The 12,993-nt window shown below is 59.1% G+C and carries 13 protein-coding genes and 1 tRNA gene; 11 read left to right on the plus strand and 3 right to left on the minus strand.

The genetic code is table 11. The features are described 5' to 3' along the window. Window positions 1-153: 153 nt before the first annotated feature. The gene (locus ACTJLD_RS00455; RefSeq protein ID WP_440657628.1) at window positions 154-1,023 is read right to left on the minus strand and encodes a tyrosine-protein phosphatase; all 870 of its coding nucleotides are present in this window, start codon (window positions 1,021-1,023) and stop codon (window positions 154-156) included. On the opposite strand from ACTJLD_RS00455, the gene ACTJLD_RS00460 reads away from it, so the two are divergent. From ACTJLD_RS00460 to ACTJLD_RS00510, 11 genes are all read left to right on the plus strand, one after another. Then, a complete protein-coding gene (locus ACTJLD_RS00460; RefSeq protein WP_440657629.1) occupies window positions 999-1,232 on the plus strand; it encodes a hypothetical protein in 234 nt (77 codons plus the stop codon). The two genes, ACTJLD_RS00455 and ACTJLD_RS00460, sit on opposite strands and share 25 nt — an antisense overlap. 127 nt (window positions 1,233-1,359) lie before the next feature. Next, on the plus strand, window positions 1,360-2,073 hold the full coding sequence (locus ACTJLD_RS00465; RefSeq protein WP_027787698.1) for a class I SAM-dependent methyltransferase: 714 nt from the start codon (window positions 1,360-1,362) through the stop codon (window positions 2,071-2,073). A 161-nt stretch (window positions 2,074-2,234) separates the two neighbouring features. After that, a tRNA-Pro gene (locus ACTJLD_RS00470) sits at window positions 2,235-2,311 on the plus strand. Window positions 2,312-3,018: 707 nt separating this feature from the next. Continuing rightward, window positions 3,019-3,804 carry a hypothetical protein gene (locus tag ACTJLD_RS00475; protein ID WP_233634399.1) on the plus strand — a complete coding sequence of 262 codons (786 nt, stop codon included), beginning with the start codon at window positions 3,019-3,021 and terminating at the stop codon, window positions 3,802-3,804. Then, window positions 3,779-4,510, plus strand: a complete 732-nt coding sequence (locus ACTJLD_RS00480) for a hypothetical protein (RefSeq protein ID WP_440657631.1) — start codon at window positions 3,779-3,781, stop codon at window positions 4,508-4,510. The genes ACTJLD_RS00475 and ACTJLD_RS00480 overlap by 26 nt, the downstream gene beginning before the upstream one ends. Window positions 4,511-4,722: 212 nt before the next feature. After that, window positions 4,723-7,395: a type VI secretion system Vgr family protein gene (locus ACTJLD_RS00485; protein ID WP_200060284.1), complete on the plus strand. Its 2,673-nt coding sequence runs from the start codon at window positions 4,723-4,725 to the stop codon at window positions 7,393-7,395. A gap of 12 nt (window positions 7,396-7,407) precedes the next feature. Then, entirely contained in the window at window positions 7,408-8,571 is a 1,164-nt protein-coding gene (locus ACTJLD_RS00490) for a DUF2515 family protein (protein ID WP_091921441.1), read from the plus strand. A 4-nt stretch (window positions 8,572-8,575) separates the two neighbouring features. Continuing rightward, entirely contained in the window at window positions 8,576-9,493 is a 918-nt protein-coding gene (locus tag ACTJLD_RS00495) for a hypothetical protein (protein WP_176113668.1), read from the plus strand. 15 nt (window positions 9,494-9,508) lie between these two features. Then, the gene (locus ACTJLD_RS00500) at window positions 9,509-9,793 is read left to right on the plus strand and encodes a PAAR domain-containing protein (RefSeq protein WP_081078989.1); all 285 of its coding nucleotides are present in this window, start codon (window positions 9,509-9,511) and stop codon (window positions 9,791-9,793) included. 415 nt (window positions 9,794-10,208) lie between these two features. Continuing rightward, on the plus strand, window positions 10,209-11,417 hold the full coding sequence (gene bamC / locus ACTJLD_RS00505) for an outer membrane protein assembly factor BamC (protein ID WP_440657632.1): 1,209 nt from the start codon (window positions 10,209-10,211) through the stop codon (window positions 11,415-11,417). A gap of 524 nt (window positions 11,418-11,941) precedes the next feature. After that, on the plus strand, window positions 11,942-12,232 hold the full coding sequence (locus ACTJLD_RS00510; protein ID WP_027787696.1) for a putative quinol monooxygenase: 291 nt from the start codon (window positions 11,942-11,944) through the stop codon (window positions 12,230-12,232). Between the two features lie 40 nt (window positions 12,233-12,272). Here ACTJLD_RS00510 and ACTJLD_RS00515 read toward each other — a convergent pair whose 3' ends face one another. Both ACTJLD_RS00515 and ACTJLD_RS00520 read right to left on the minus strand, forming a co-directional pair. Next, the gene (locus ACTJLD_RS00515) at window positions 12,273-12,530 is read right to left on the minus strand and encodes a hypothetical protein (protein WP_021162409.1); all 258 of its coding nucleotides are present in this window, start codon (window positions 12,528-12,530) and stop codon (window positions 12,273-12,275) included. A 135-nt stretch (window positions 12,531-12,665) separates the two neighbouring features. Beyond that, on the minus strand, window positions 12,666-12,944 hold the full coding sequence (locus ACTJLD_RS00520) for a hypothetical protein (protein WP_011351789.1): 279 nt from the start codon (window positions 12,942-12,944) through the stop codon (window positions 12,666-12,668). Between the last annotated feature and the right edge of the window lie 49 nt (window positions 12,945-12,993).

A 12,993-nucleotide genomic window follows, 5' to 3' on the forward strand; every position in this document is an offset into this window, starting at 1 on the left:
GTTCGCACGGCCCGCCTCAGGCGGCTCTCGTTGCAACCGGGAAAACCCGCCCAGGCCTTGGCCGGTAAGGGTTCCGCCGGATGCGAGACGCAGCGGCCGCTGCGATCGAAGCGCAGATGCGATCCGGCCCCGTCGAAGCGGCCCGCGGGTGGATCAGATCAGCATGTGCTGCCGGATGGCGCTCAGCGTTGCCTGGTCGAGTTGCAGGCCGTTCGCGATATACGACGCCATCGAGCCGTACGACGCGGTGACCTGATCGAATGCCGCCTGCAGATAGTCAGCGTGCGCGCCCTGCAGCGCGGTCATCATGTCTGCCGCATTTTGCCCGCCGGCTTTTTGTGCCTGGGCGATCGACGCGGAGATTTCCGACGCGCTGTAGGCGTTGGTCAACAGGTAGTCGGCGAGTATCGTCTGCCCGGAGATGCCGAGGATCGTGTGCAGAATGGCGGTGGCCCAGCCGGTGCGATCCTTGCCGGCCGTGCAGTGGAACACCAGGTTTTCGCCGGAGGCAGCGAAGCCGGTGAAGAGTGCACGATAGCTGGCATGCGCGGAGTCGGACGTGACGAACGCACGATACATGCTCGACATGAACGCTGTCGCGGTGGCGCCGGTCGTCGGGATCGGGGTGATGCTGGCGGCTCCGAGCACGTTGAGGTTTTGCCATGTGGCACCGGCCAGCGGCGCATCCGGTTGTGTCTTGATCTCGGCGGGCGTGCGCAGGTCGCAGACCTGCCTGATGTCGAGCGTGCCGACGGTGGCGATGTCGGCGGCGGACAACGCGAGCGCGGATGACCGATAGATCACGCCTTTCTTCATCTTCGCGCCGCTCGTCGTTACATAGCCGGTTCCGTCCGGCCCGGCTGTGTCGCGAAAATTCGATGCGGAACCCAGCCGCGGCGTCGCGACCGAAATCGAGTCGCCTCCGCATGCCGACAAAAATGACGCGCTCCCGAGCGCCGCACCTATCGTGCCGGCGCCCAGCCGGAGAAAATGTCGACGTGAAATTTCGTTTTTCTGATGCATTCAATGTCCTTTGTCGGAGAAGGTTGCAGGCGGTCGCGACCGCGGTGGTGACCGACGCCGCCTCGTGTCTCGCACGCGACGCGGCAAAGCCGGGGCGGGCCGGATCGATCGGCATGCAGTCGGACGGATCGCCCGCGCGCATCGGTCTCGCGCCGGGTAAGCGCACGGTATCGATTTGCGGCGAACCGGCCATCGTCCTTTTCGATTAGGGCGGAATGCGGGATACCGATAGCGGATGTGCGTCGTCGACGGGTAGGATCGGTGGCAGCGGCGAGGTAAGATCGGTGACAGTGGCTGTATCGACCAAAGCACAAGTAGCCATCACGGGGAAGCGTCATGGATCTCAAGGAAGTCGACGTACTGGGTGCGGGCGTGGGCGATCACTGGTACTACGCGTCGAAGGCGAGTGCGATCCGCCGGTTCCTGGGTGCATCGGGCGCGAACCGGATACTCGATGTCGGTGCAGGCTCCGGCTTCTTCTCGAAGCACTTGCTCGAGCGTACGCAGGCGTCGGAGGCATGGTGTGTCGATACGAGCTACGCCGACGATACCGACGCGGAGGCGGCCGGCAAGCCCATCCACTTTCGGCGCTCCGTCGAACGATTCGATGCCGATCTTGTGTTGCTGATGGACGTGCTCGAGCATGTCGACGACGACGTCGGGTTACTCGCACGTTATGTGGCGGGCGCGCCTTCCGGAAGCCGGTTCCTGATTACGGTTCCCGCGTTCCAGTTCCTCTGGAGCGGCCATGACGATTTTCTCGAGCACAAGCGCCGATATACGCTCGGCAGTCTCGAGGACGTGGTGCGCCGCGCGGGGCTCGACGTCGAGCACGGCGCCTATTATTTCGGTCTCACGTTTCCGCTTGCGGCAGCGCTGCGGCTGGGGGAGCGGGCGCGTCGGCATCCGCGCGAGCCGGCGTCGCAATTGCGCCGTCACCATCCGTTCGTCAACGGCTTGCTCAAGACGATCTGCCGGATCGAGTTGCCGATGTTTCGCTTCAACCGCGTCGCCGGCCTGACGGTCATCTGTATCGCGCGCAAGCTTTGAATGCGATGCGCGGGGGCCGTGCGGCCGGTGCGAAGGTCGCCATGTCATGCGCGTCGTTGGCTGCACCGGAGCTGTCACGCCAAAAAATTTCGCAAGAACATTCACAAAATGCATGTGACCCGTTCTAAATCGGGAAACTGTCTGTTATAATTTTTTTCTTTCGGGGCGTAGCGCAGCCTGGTAGCGTACCTGCATGGGGTGCAGGTGGTCGGAGGTTCAAATCCTCTCGCCCCGACCAGGAATCAAGGCCTGGAAGGCTTGTCAGTAAAGGGTTTCCTTATCTGGCGTAGCTTTCCAGGCCTTTCCTTTTTCCGGGTGTGTCAATTTGGTGTGTCGATCCCGCCGTGCAACTATGCGGAGATGACTGACTTGGCAACCCTTCCCACTGGCGTCTATTTGCGCCCCGGCTCGTCCGTGTTCCACCTCCGGATCGGCGTGCCCAAAGACCTGCAACAACACGTCCGCAATCCCAAGACCGGTACGCCTAAGACCGACGCATTCCGGGGGAAGCCTCAGGACAAGCAATCGAGCTGAGGCCGGCACGAGGGCGCACGAGATCATTGCGGATTGGCAGCGGCGGTTTGAGGCTCTCGGGGCCAAGAACAAGCCCGCCCCATTCGTGACGCTTAGCCGCGCGGAGATTCAGGGGGGGGCGCGAGGAAATCCGCGAAGCCCTAGTCGAGCTCAGCGCCGCTCAGGCTGATCCCTGGGAAGCCACTGCGACCTTCGACAAACTAGCGCGGCAGCAGGCCGACATGCGCCGCTGGCATGACGCAGCAGCGAAGGATGTCAACCCCCCTCATCAAGAACGAAGGCTAAGCCCTTCTGGCTACTGGTTTGCGAAAGGATGTGGCCGACCATCTAGCCGCTGTTGACTCGCAAGCGGGCGCTGGATGACGCGCGTGATGCGCGGAAGTTCGCCTATGACACGATGAAGCAACGGGCATGGAAGCACGGGCAGCCGCGAAAGCCGCAGATCGGGCCGCACCTCAGCTTCGGAAGGGCGCATTCGAGGTGCGGAAGGGAATTGCCACCGCGTCGCCGTTCACGAAGTATGTGGACGACCTCGTGAGCTCACTGCGGGGCACCGACCGTGCGCCGCGTGGCATCTTGCTCGACAAGTCGCCTACCTCGGGTCGTCTGAAGGAGCGGAAGTTCCAGTTCAGCATGGAAGAGTACAACCATCTCATGGAGAACGGGTTCCTGGCCGGCAACGCGGACGATGCGTTCCAGGGCTACTACAAGGATCTGGGCGGCCAACTGGGAGCGCATCGCTCCCTAGGTGGGCGGGACATCGGGGACATCCTCCGCGAAGTCCAGGACTACTACGACGGCTTGATCGGTAGCATCGCGGACCCGCAGAAACGTGCAGCCCTCCAGGCCGAGAAGAAGTCGACTGAGACTGACGTGCAAGCGGCTCACGACCGCATTCTCGGCAAGTACGACGTGAAGGACCGCAACGGCGTCATGTGGGCCGCAGACCGCCTGCGCCAGATGGGTGTCGTTCGTTACATGGGCGGGTTCATCTTCTCGGTAATCGGGGGCCTCGCGTCGGCAGCGCTGACGGCGAAAGGGGCGGTGATGAAGATACTGGCGTTCAAGGGTGCGCGGGACAATCAGTACATCCTGAAGCGGGCAGCCAAGGGGCGACAAGGACATGCAGGAGCTGGGGATGATCCTGGGCTCGTTGGAGACTGGAGTGCATTTGAACTCCTCGGACCGTGCCCTTGAGCGCGGTGAGGCGGAGGGGCTCCTGGGCTTCGGCACCGGAACGACCCGCCAAATCATGCGTGCCATCGAGACCGCTATGAATACGACCGGCAACTACGCGAACAAACTGTCTGGGCTCAAGGGCTGGCCGGACAACATCCGGCGTACCGCTGGCCTCGTCCAACTCGCCAATGTTCGCAAGTGGGCCGCCGAGTACGACAAGCTCGACAAGAGCAAGGCCGTCCAACTGGGCGCTCTCGGCATCGGAGAACCCGAGGCCAAGCGGCTTCATGAGTTGTTCGCGAAGTACGGCGCGGATGAACGTCGCGGCCTGTTCTCCCCGGGGATCTCGAAGTGGCTCAATGAGCGCGACGGCGACCACATGAAGTACGTGCCGGAGTCGGCGCTCATCAAGGCGCAGAAGCGAGCCCCGTACGCGTCGGGCTACGGAACCAGCCGCTCCTCGTGGACAAGTGGTCCGGGAAGATGTTTCTCCAGTTCCAGACAATGGCGATGCAGTTCTCGAACAACTTCATCCGGGCCGGTGTGCAGCACAGCCTCGTCACCGGGGACCACACGCGGTTTGCGTTGGCCTCGGAATGCCGATGGCTGGCATTTCGCCGCGCCAGCGGGACTATCGCCTTTGACCCCGCGCCCTCGGCACCTTCCGCCATTCCGTTGCGGGATGGGCGTGTCTTCCCTTCCAATAGTCCGACAGAGGTTCTAAGGGGCAGACGGAACTGCTGGGAGTGACAGGGGGACACGCATCGGTGATGGCAGTGCTGATGCTATCGAAAACCTTTCATGGGTTTTGCGTTGGTTGACCGACAGCGAGGCGCAAGTAAGGGAAAGCACTAGCTATTAGGCTGTAGAATACCCGGCGAGAGAGCCTGGGCTACCTTGGTGACAAGTAAGCTAAAAGTAATATAAAGGATCGGGATGAGTGTGCAAGACATCATGAGGGCGATTCAAGGCGGGCCGATCCAACAGGATCGTTTGCTGAAACTCGACACCCCGCTGGGGGACAATGTGTTACTGCCTACGCGCACTGTAGGCCGGTCCAGAATTGGACGACATTACGATTTCACGCTCGATGTGGCGTCGACGCGCAGCGATCTTAAGCTGACGAGGCTGATAGGCCAGCCCATAACTTTATGGCTCCAGCAGGCCGACCACTCCTACCTTCCACGACACGGTTACGTTTATGCGGTGCGGCGGTTGGGGTCGGAAGGCGGGCTAACCAGCTTCCAAATCAGCTTCGCTTCGTGGATGCATTTTCTGAAATTTCGCCGCGATCAACGGATCTGGCAGGACAAACCGGTGGATGAAATCCTCCGGGACGTATTCAACACGCATTCGCAAGCGAGAGGCCGATTCCATTTTGCACTCTCGAAGCCACTTCCGCCGAAATCATATTGCACGCAGTATGAGGACGATTGGAATTTCGTTCATCGGTTGATGGAGGAGGAGGGGCTGTTCAGCATTTGGACGCAGGCCAGTGACGGAAAATCTCATACCCTGACCATCACGGATCGTTTGGATTCGTGTGAGCCGCTTGTCGTGCGTTCAGTGCAGTTCTCGCGCGACGGTGTGAATAGCGAGGTCGATGGATTGATCCACTGGTCCGGCCTGCGCACCCTCCATAGCGCCGCGCTGACCACTCGCACGTTCGACTACAAGAGTCCCTCACCGCTCGCGAATCCGAAGGGTACCAACATCCCGACGATGTCCCATGAGCTACCGGAACAGTTGGAGATGTACGAGTACACCGGCCCGTATACGTATCTTGAGCAGGAGCGTGGGGATCACCTCTCTAAAATTCGCATGGAAGAGTGGGAGTCTCGTGCCAAGAGGTTTTACGGCACTGGCGGACTGCGTAGCGCTGATGCGGGGCGGTCATTTACACTTGTCGGGCATCCACAACACGATCTTGACTCCTCAGAGCGTAACGAGTTCGCCATTATCGAAGTGCTTTGGCTGGTCGAGAATAATCTTCCGGTTTCAATCCATCATGCAAATCTCCCTGGGAGTTTGCAACGCCAATTGGCAGAGGCGTTGGCGAATCAGGACGGAGCACGTCCGTCCCGCGTGCCCCATTACGATGGCTCCGAAGGGTTCTTTCTGATCGAGCTGGAGGCGCAACGTAAATCCGTGCCTTTCCGCAGCCCGTTTGAGCACCAGAAGCCCATTATGCAGATGCAAACCGCGACCGTGGTTGGTTCGCGAGAGCAGAGTATTTATACCGATGAGTTAGGCCGATCCAAGATTCAATTCCATTGGGATCGAATCGGGCAACGCGATACGCGGAGTTCGTGCTGGGTGCGTGTGAGTCATCCGTGGGCGGGACAGGGATTCGGAATGATCCATGTCCCGCGTATCGGCGATGAAGTCGTCGTGTCATTCTTGGAGGGGTGTCCCGATCGTCCCCTTATCACGGGCCGCGTGCCGAACGGCGTCAATTTTGTCCAGTGGAAGCTCCCGGATAACCAAGCCTTGTCTGGTCTACGTTCGCGAGATTTGGCCAGTACGATGGCGAACCATATCGTTGCCGACGACACGCCGGGCAAACTTCAAGTGCAAGTCGCGAGCGACCATGAGCGGTCTCGCCTAGTGGTCGGGTACAACACGCGCATTGAAGGCAATGAAGGGCGTGGGGAAGCACGCGGAATCGGTTGGGAGCTGGCAACCGACTCGTGGGGCGTGCTGCGGGCGAACCAAGGGATGTTGGTGACAACCGAGGCTCGCTCGGGTGCGGCGGCCGCAGTGAAGGACATGGGCGAGACGGTGCAGCGTTTGGTACAAGCGAGGGACTTGCACGATACGCTTGCCAATGCGGCCGTCCAGGCGCACGCGCAGGATGCGCAGGATCAGCCCGAGGTTGCCAAGGCACTTCGGAAACAGAGCGATGAGATCAGAGGGGCGGGTGGGGGGCAAGGGAGCGACGCGTTTCCGGAACTGTCAAAACCCCATCTGGTTCTCGCATCACCGGCCGGAATTGAGGCGACGACGGCAGGCAGTACCCACCTTGCGAGCGGTGAACATATGGCGCTCACGAGCGGCGCTCATGTTAGCGTCAGCAGCGGCAGCAACCTGCTAGCTACTGCTCGAAACGCCATTCGCTTGTTTGCGTACAAACTGGGTATCCGAATGGTGTCGTACGCGGGAGACATCGATATCAGGGCGCTTCAGAAGAACCTCAACCTGCTGGCGAAGCTCGAAATTACGCAGACCGCTAACCGAATCACAATAAAGGCGACTGACGAAGTGATGTTGCACGGTGGCGATAGTTATATCAGCTTGAAGAGCGGCAAGATTACCGTAGGTGGCGGGGTGTATGAGGTCAATGCTCAGGTGAGCAACTTACCCTCGAAGCCGATGGGCGTTGCCCCAAATGGCACACCGGCCGTCGAGGCGAACGACCAGACGTTCAAGATGCTGACGCCATCGGGGAGGCCGTTACCAGGTGTTGCCTATCGTATGACGTCCGATTCCGGTTCGCACGTGTTTCAGACGAACTCGCTTGGTCGCTCGGCCACCCTGAATACGCCACAAGAAGAGGGTGTGAAATTTGCGGCTCATTGGGACGAACTCTTTACTGATGCGGATAATTAAAAGGTTGCACATATGGCTACTCTGGCAGAAAGCACCACCGATCCGAAAAGCAATACATGCATCGATGCGCACTGTGACTGCAAGTTCATATGGTCGCTCGCTCAGCAATACGCGATGGCCCAGTTAGATACCCGCACTCCCATCCTGAAAGATGGGACGCCTGACTATCGATTCAGTTCGCATACCATTTCCGAAACTACGATCGAGCCTGGGGATGCCAACTTCGTCTCCAAGCAATACGGTGCGAGAGCCCGACGAGTGGCCTCAAGTTATGCGCGTATGTTCCTCGAAGAGTTCCATCTCGGCGAGAAGGACAAACTCGGCCGCTTCTACTGGACTGGACTTGGCGCCTTCGCTGCCAAACAGGTATCCGCCAATATAGAGAGTTGGCAGGTCAAAAAGATGCCTGGCATGGACGCTGTCCATGAAGGCTTAGGTAAAGGCAACCTCTGGATCTACAATGATCTGTTGCCTTGGTGTTATGGTTATGCCGCCGACCCTGTGATGTTTCAGGAGTGTGCGAAACAGCGCGATAGCCGTCAGTTTGCCCCCGCCGTGCAGAACAATTTGATGCGGCAGCAGTGGGCCGCTGAAGTCGTCCCGAAGTGTCCCGTGTATATCGAAGCCAGTGCCAATATGGACGATGCCGGCTCCGGTAAACCCATCGCCCCAGGCTCTCCAAGCTATGGCTACTTTCAATGGACGCCCCGGGTAGCCAGCGGATTCGATCTCGTGAAGCAGTGGGAAGAGACAACAAATGAAAAGAAGAAGGCATCGCTTGCATTCAATCATCTGTGGGTGATGGCGCAACATGAACAGGGCGAGGTGCTGCAAGATTTGATCTATAACGACAAGGCTTTTATTCGTCGACTTCAGGTTCAACGTCTCTCTGGTGCGGTCACTGATCCCGATCAATGGTGGAACTACCCACTGCATCCGTTCAATGCCATGATTCCGCCATTGCAACTGAGTTTTGTCTCGAAGAACGAAACTTCTGATATGCAGTATCGCTCGAATGCACCAAAGGATCTTATTCTTGAGGATTATCCTCAGCGGATGGCGTGGATTAAGGACACTGGAAAATTATTTCACTTCTTGATGCAAAAAAAACGCGAATATATGCTTGGTGAGTTGAAGGGGATTGCCGCGATGGGTGGTCGGTTGAAGGATGATTAAGTCAATGTGGGTCGCAATAAAATCGAGTAAATTACTCTGGTTGTTTTTTGCGGTGATAGCTCTGTGCGCTGCGTTTCTCGCGTTACGGGCCAATCAATACGAGAGGGATGAGAAAATGTCGGGGCAAGTCGTAACGATCAAGTTTGGAGCTGAAGGTAAGTCAGATGCCACGGCTCAGGGGTTTTCCTTGATGAATCATCCATCTGGTGTGTATGCATATAAGGCTCATTGGGATGATCCGCATAAGCTTGGATTGGTAAAATATGTGCAAGGAAAATATTCTTTCGACCTGGACAATGCCTTGATCGTGACAGGTCTAGGGGATAAGGATAGTCCTGAGGGTGGGGTTGACAATTGGGATGTTAGTTTTAATCCATCTTCGTCGCGAATAATCTCATATGAAGAGGCTCGAGATAAGGTCGCTGCCCTGCTTGGTAGATTGCGATCCGCGGGGTGGGTGCGATACATAGAAACTTCAGATCCTCGTCTGAGCGGAAAAGAGGCTATGTCTTACGCATTAACAAAATCTGGTGCTCTTTACTCGATGGATTCAACCTATACGCCAAGCGTAGAGGAATGGAAGGAGTTGATGGCTGTTGAGCCGAGGTGGTATTTTTATGCGGATGGTATATTTTTAACCTTGTCGGTGTCATATCAGTCATCCGGGGCTGATGGTATGGGGTATTATTTGTCTGATCTTCAGGTTAGTACCGCATCCGACAATTACAGCCCATATTTTTCAGACAGTATTGAACGCAGAAGGCACTGGGAAAAATATCTGTCCGATGAACTGAAGTCGGCGGTGGAAGAGCGATCGAAGCGCGAGGCTGAACTGAAGGCCCAGGGCTACACGATCGACACGACGTATCAGGCTCCGCCGTTCGAGGCTCCGGACTTCTCGGCTAAGGCTGCTGCTCATTGATCTGGGGGGCAATCGATGCAACGAGCAAACTTGCACGGGCGGGCGCAAATTGTGGTTGGTGATGCGACGAGCCACGGCGGCAAAGTGATTTCGGGTAGTCCGTCTTCAACCTGGGGCACGGCGAAGGTTCCAATTGCCCGCAAGGGGGATCAAGTGACTTGCCCACTTTGTGCGCCGCATCTGTTTGAAATTGCTGAAGGGATGGACGGGTGTCAGGATTTTGGGCAGCCGATGGCGCTGGAGGGTCATAAAACAACTTGCGGTGCGGTCCTGATCGCGCAGCCAGCGCCGAACGATTGACGGTCTTCAGTTTGGTTCGCACACGTAGTGGCCCTGTTTTTCTCGACATTGTTTGCGCTTGGGGACTCTTAGGGGGGGCAGGAGCGGGACGCCGCGCCCTTGAGATGGCGAACACTCTGAAACGCGCAAGGTGGCCGTCACGGGTTTATGTGCTTGCTCGTGCCACACTGCCTCGAATTGTGTCAATCGGCACGGCGGTTTTGACCTACACGCTACCCCGGAAGGCCTTATTCCACCGTGGGCTCGAAGAGGTTCAAATCCTCTCGCCCCGACCAGACAAGAACCCGCGTCAGCTTGGGCTGACGCGGGTTTTTTCTTGCCGGTCGCTTTTTTGCACATCGCGGCGCGGCCCCGGTAAAATGCAAGGTTGATCCACGGAAAGCGCCGTGATTTAGCGGAAGAGGATTCCCCGAACATGACTGATCTTCGTCTTACCATGCGGTTCGCTGCAGTGCTCGCAACCGGCGCGCTCGTCGCCGGTTGCGGTACGTCGTCGCCCACGAAAGTGGACTACAAGAGCGATTCGAAATCGAAGGAAGCGTCGCTCGCAGTGCCGCCCAACATGCTCGACGAGACGGCCGATCAGCGTTCGCTGCCGCCCCAGGGCGGCGCGACTTCCCTGTCCGCGCTTCAGCAGGTCCAGCAGGCGGCGCCTGCGCTGGACACCGTTGCTCCGGCCGTGGCCGGCATGCATATCCAGCGCGACGGCACCGAGAGCTGGCTCGTGATCGACGGCAAGCAGCCGGCCGACGTCTGGACGCAGGTCCGCCGCTTCTGGCAGGAGCAGGGTTTCCTGCTCGTCGTCGACCAGCGCGACAAGGGCGTGATGGAAACCGACTGGAACGAAACCCATCCGCAGATCAACGACGGCCTGATCCGCAGCGTGATCTCGAAGGCGATGGGCAACTCGTACGTGACGGCCGAGCGCAACAAGTACCGTACGCGTCTCGATGCGGCGCCGAATGGCGGCACCTACGTGTTCATCAGCCAGAAGGGGATGCGCGAAGCGATCACGGGCGCGAACAACGATTCGAGCAAGTGGGAACCGAAGCCGAACGATCCGGCGCTCGAGACCGAATACCTGAAGCGGTTGATGGTCGTGCTCGCACAGAACGAGCAGCGCGCGAAGAACGGCGAGCCGCCGATCGCGAACATCAAGGACAACACGATCCCGAAGGACAAGAAGGCGGACACCGACGCGTCGTCGAAGGCGGCTGCCGCGATTGCCGCGCAAAACGTTTCCCGCACGTCGGCGCAAGGCAACGATGCGGCCGACGCGGCCGTGCCGTCGGAAGTCACGCTTGGGGAGCCGTACGACCGGTCGTGGTTGCACGTCGGTCTCGCGCTCGATCGTGCGAACTTCACGGTCGACGATCGCGATCGCACGAAGGGCCTGTATTTCGTGCGTTATGTCGATCCGAAGGATCTGACTTCGGCCGAGCAGGGCTTCTGGAGCCAGTTGTTCCACGGCAAGAAGGAAAAGCAGGCGAAGCAGTACCGTGTCAACGTGAAGGCGCTCACGGCCGACCAGACGCGCGTGGCGGTCGTTGACGATTCGGGTGCGATCGACACATCGTCGCCGGCTCGCCAGATCATGGGGTTGCTCGTGAATCAGCTCCGCTGATTTCCGCGGTTTCTCCGCACCGATGAAAAGCCCGCCACTTGGCGGGCTTTTTCATGGCCGCTCGCCGGCGCACACATGAGAGAGGTGTTCGGTCCCTTCTCGTGACGTTACGTAACATCCGCGCGTTACGGCGGCAGAACACGTGCCGTATTGTCGTCTGCAAGAATTTTGTCCTTATAAATCAATGAGGTGGTTCGCATGTGATGGCTGGCACGCAACCTGCTTTATATGTTGGAATCGTTGAAACAGGGAGGATGGCGTCAGATACCGGGGGTGCGCCGCGAGCGCCCGATCAACGGTATCGACGTCTTCGAATGCCGATGCGACAAGTGTCGGCACAACTGATGATGATCCGCGCCAGCGTGCGGATCCCGATGGCCCCGTCGCCTATCCTCGTAGGGCGACGGTTTCGCCCGCGCTTCTCTGAAGCGCGGGCTATTTTTTTGGCCGTCGTGCGGGGCCGTGCCGGCGCAGCCGATACACGATTCGCGTATTCTCGGACTTTTCGAGATGAGGGGGAAGGAATGGCGGAAATTGCAGTCGTGGCGCTGATCGTGGCGAAGCCGGGCGCCGAGGAGAAGTTGCGCGTCCAGCTCGAAGGGATCGTCGAGCCGACCCGCAACGAAGCGGGCGCGCTGCAGTACGACCTGCATCGGGATCTGAAGGAGCCCGCGCGGTTCGTATTCGTCGAGCGTTGGGAAAGCGAGGAGGCGCTTGCTGCCCATGCGCGTTCCGCGCACATTCTTGCTTATCGCGAAGCGGCCGCGGACTGGATCGAGCGTTCCGAAATCCGCGTGCTGTCGAAGCTCGTCTGAGCCGGGTGGGGCGACCGGACGTGTCCGGTCGCGGGGTACGTCAGTGCGACGTGTTGGGGACGTCGAGGATCAGGATGATCGTCCAGTCGGCGTCGCCGTCGTGATGATACTGGCGCTCGGCGACGATGAACGGTTGCTGTTTGCCTTGCGGGCCGAGGAAGAGCACGTCGCCCTCCATCGGCAGGCACTCGATCGGCGGCAGCGCGAGGAATGCGTCGGCCGAGCCGCGGGGCATCAGTTGCTTGATCTGGCGAGTGGCGGCTTCGGTCCACTCGATGTCGAGTTGAATGTTGCTCATGCTGTCCTCCGCACCGGGGTGCGCACGGGTGGAAAAATTCGGTGCGCGACTTTAGCACAGCGCACGCGCGCCGCAATCAAAAAAGCCGAACCCGGTTGCCCGGATTCGGCTTTTTCTTGTGCGGTACCGCCGAACTTACTGGCTGGCAGCGTCTGCGGCCTTGGCAGCCTTCTTGCCGGCCTTCTTCGCGGCAGCCTTGTGGTGAGCAGCCTTCTTGCCGTGGTGATGCTCTTCCTGCATCGCCGGCTGTGCGGCTTCGGCCGCTTGCTGCTGCTGCAGCGCCTGTGCGCGCTGCTCGATCTCGGAGATCTTGGCCGGATCGGTAATCGTCTTGATTTCCGTGCTCTCTTGCGCATACGCTGCGCCAGTCAGCGCCGACATCGCTACCAGGATAGCCAGGGACGTCTTCTTCATTGCTTTACCTCCGCTAAGTGGTGATGAACCCGAGTGTTGCCGTTTTGTC

It is taken from the genome of Burkholderia sp. 22088 (assembly GCF_052045915.1).
Classification (GTDB): domain Bacteria; phylum Pseudomonadota; class Gammaproteobacteria; order Burkholderiales; family Burkholderiaceae; genus Burkholderia; species Burkholderia cepacia.

Excerpts from the sequence above, each read along its gene's own strand:
- ACTJLD_RS00455 (WP_440657628.1), bottom strand. The coding sequence starts at position 1,023 with ATGCATCAGAAAAACGAAATTTCACGTCGACATTTTCTCCGGCTGGGC.
- ACTJLD_RS00495 (WP_176113668.1), top strand. The coding sequence starts at position 8,576 with ATGTGGGTCGCAATAAAATCGAGTAAATTACTCTGGTTGTTTTTTGCG.
- ACTJLD_RS00485 (WP_200060284.1), top strand. The coding sequence starts at position 4,723 with ATGAGTGTGCAAGACATCATGAGGGCGATTCAAGGCGGGCCGATCCAA.
- ACTJLD_RS00510 (WP_027787696.1), top strand. The coding sequence starts at position 11,942 with ATGGCGGAAATTGCAGTCGTGGCGCTGATCGTGGCGAAGCCGGGCGCC.
- ACTJLD_RS00500 (WP_081078989.1), top strand. The coding sequence starts at position 9,509 with ATGCAACGAGCAAACTTGCACGGGCGGGCGCAAATTGTGGTTGGTGAT.
- bamC (WP_440657632.1), top strand. The coding sequence starts at position 10,209 with ATGACTGATCTTCGTCTTACCATGCGGTTCGCTGCAGTGCTCGCAACC.
- ACTJLD_RS00515 (WP_021162409.1), bottom strand. The coding sequence starts at position 12,530 with ATGAGCAACATTCAACTCGACATCGAGTGGACCGAAGCCGCCACTCGC.
- ACTJLD_RS00465 (WP_027787698.1), top strand. The coding sequence starts at position 1,360 with ATGGATCTCAAGGAAGTCGACGTACTGGGTGCGGGCGTGGGCGATCAC.
- ACTJLD_RS00490 (WP_091921441.1), top strand. The coding sequence starts at position 7,408 with ATGGCTACTCTGGCAGAAAGCACCACCGATCCGAAAAGCAATACATGC.
- ACTJLD_RS00475 (WP_233634399.1), top strand. The coding sequence starts at position 3,019 with ATGGAAGCACGGGCAGCCGCGAAAGCCGCAGATCGGGCCGCACCTCAG.
- ACTJLD_RS00520 (WP_011351789.1), bottom strand. The coding sequence starts at position 12,944 with ATGAAGAAGACGTCCCTGGCTATCCTGGTAGCGATGTCGGCGCTGACT.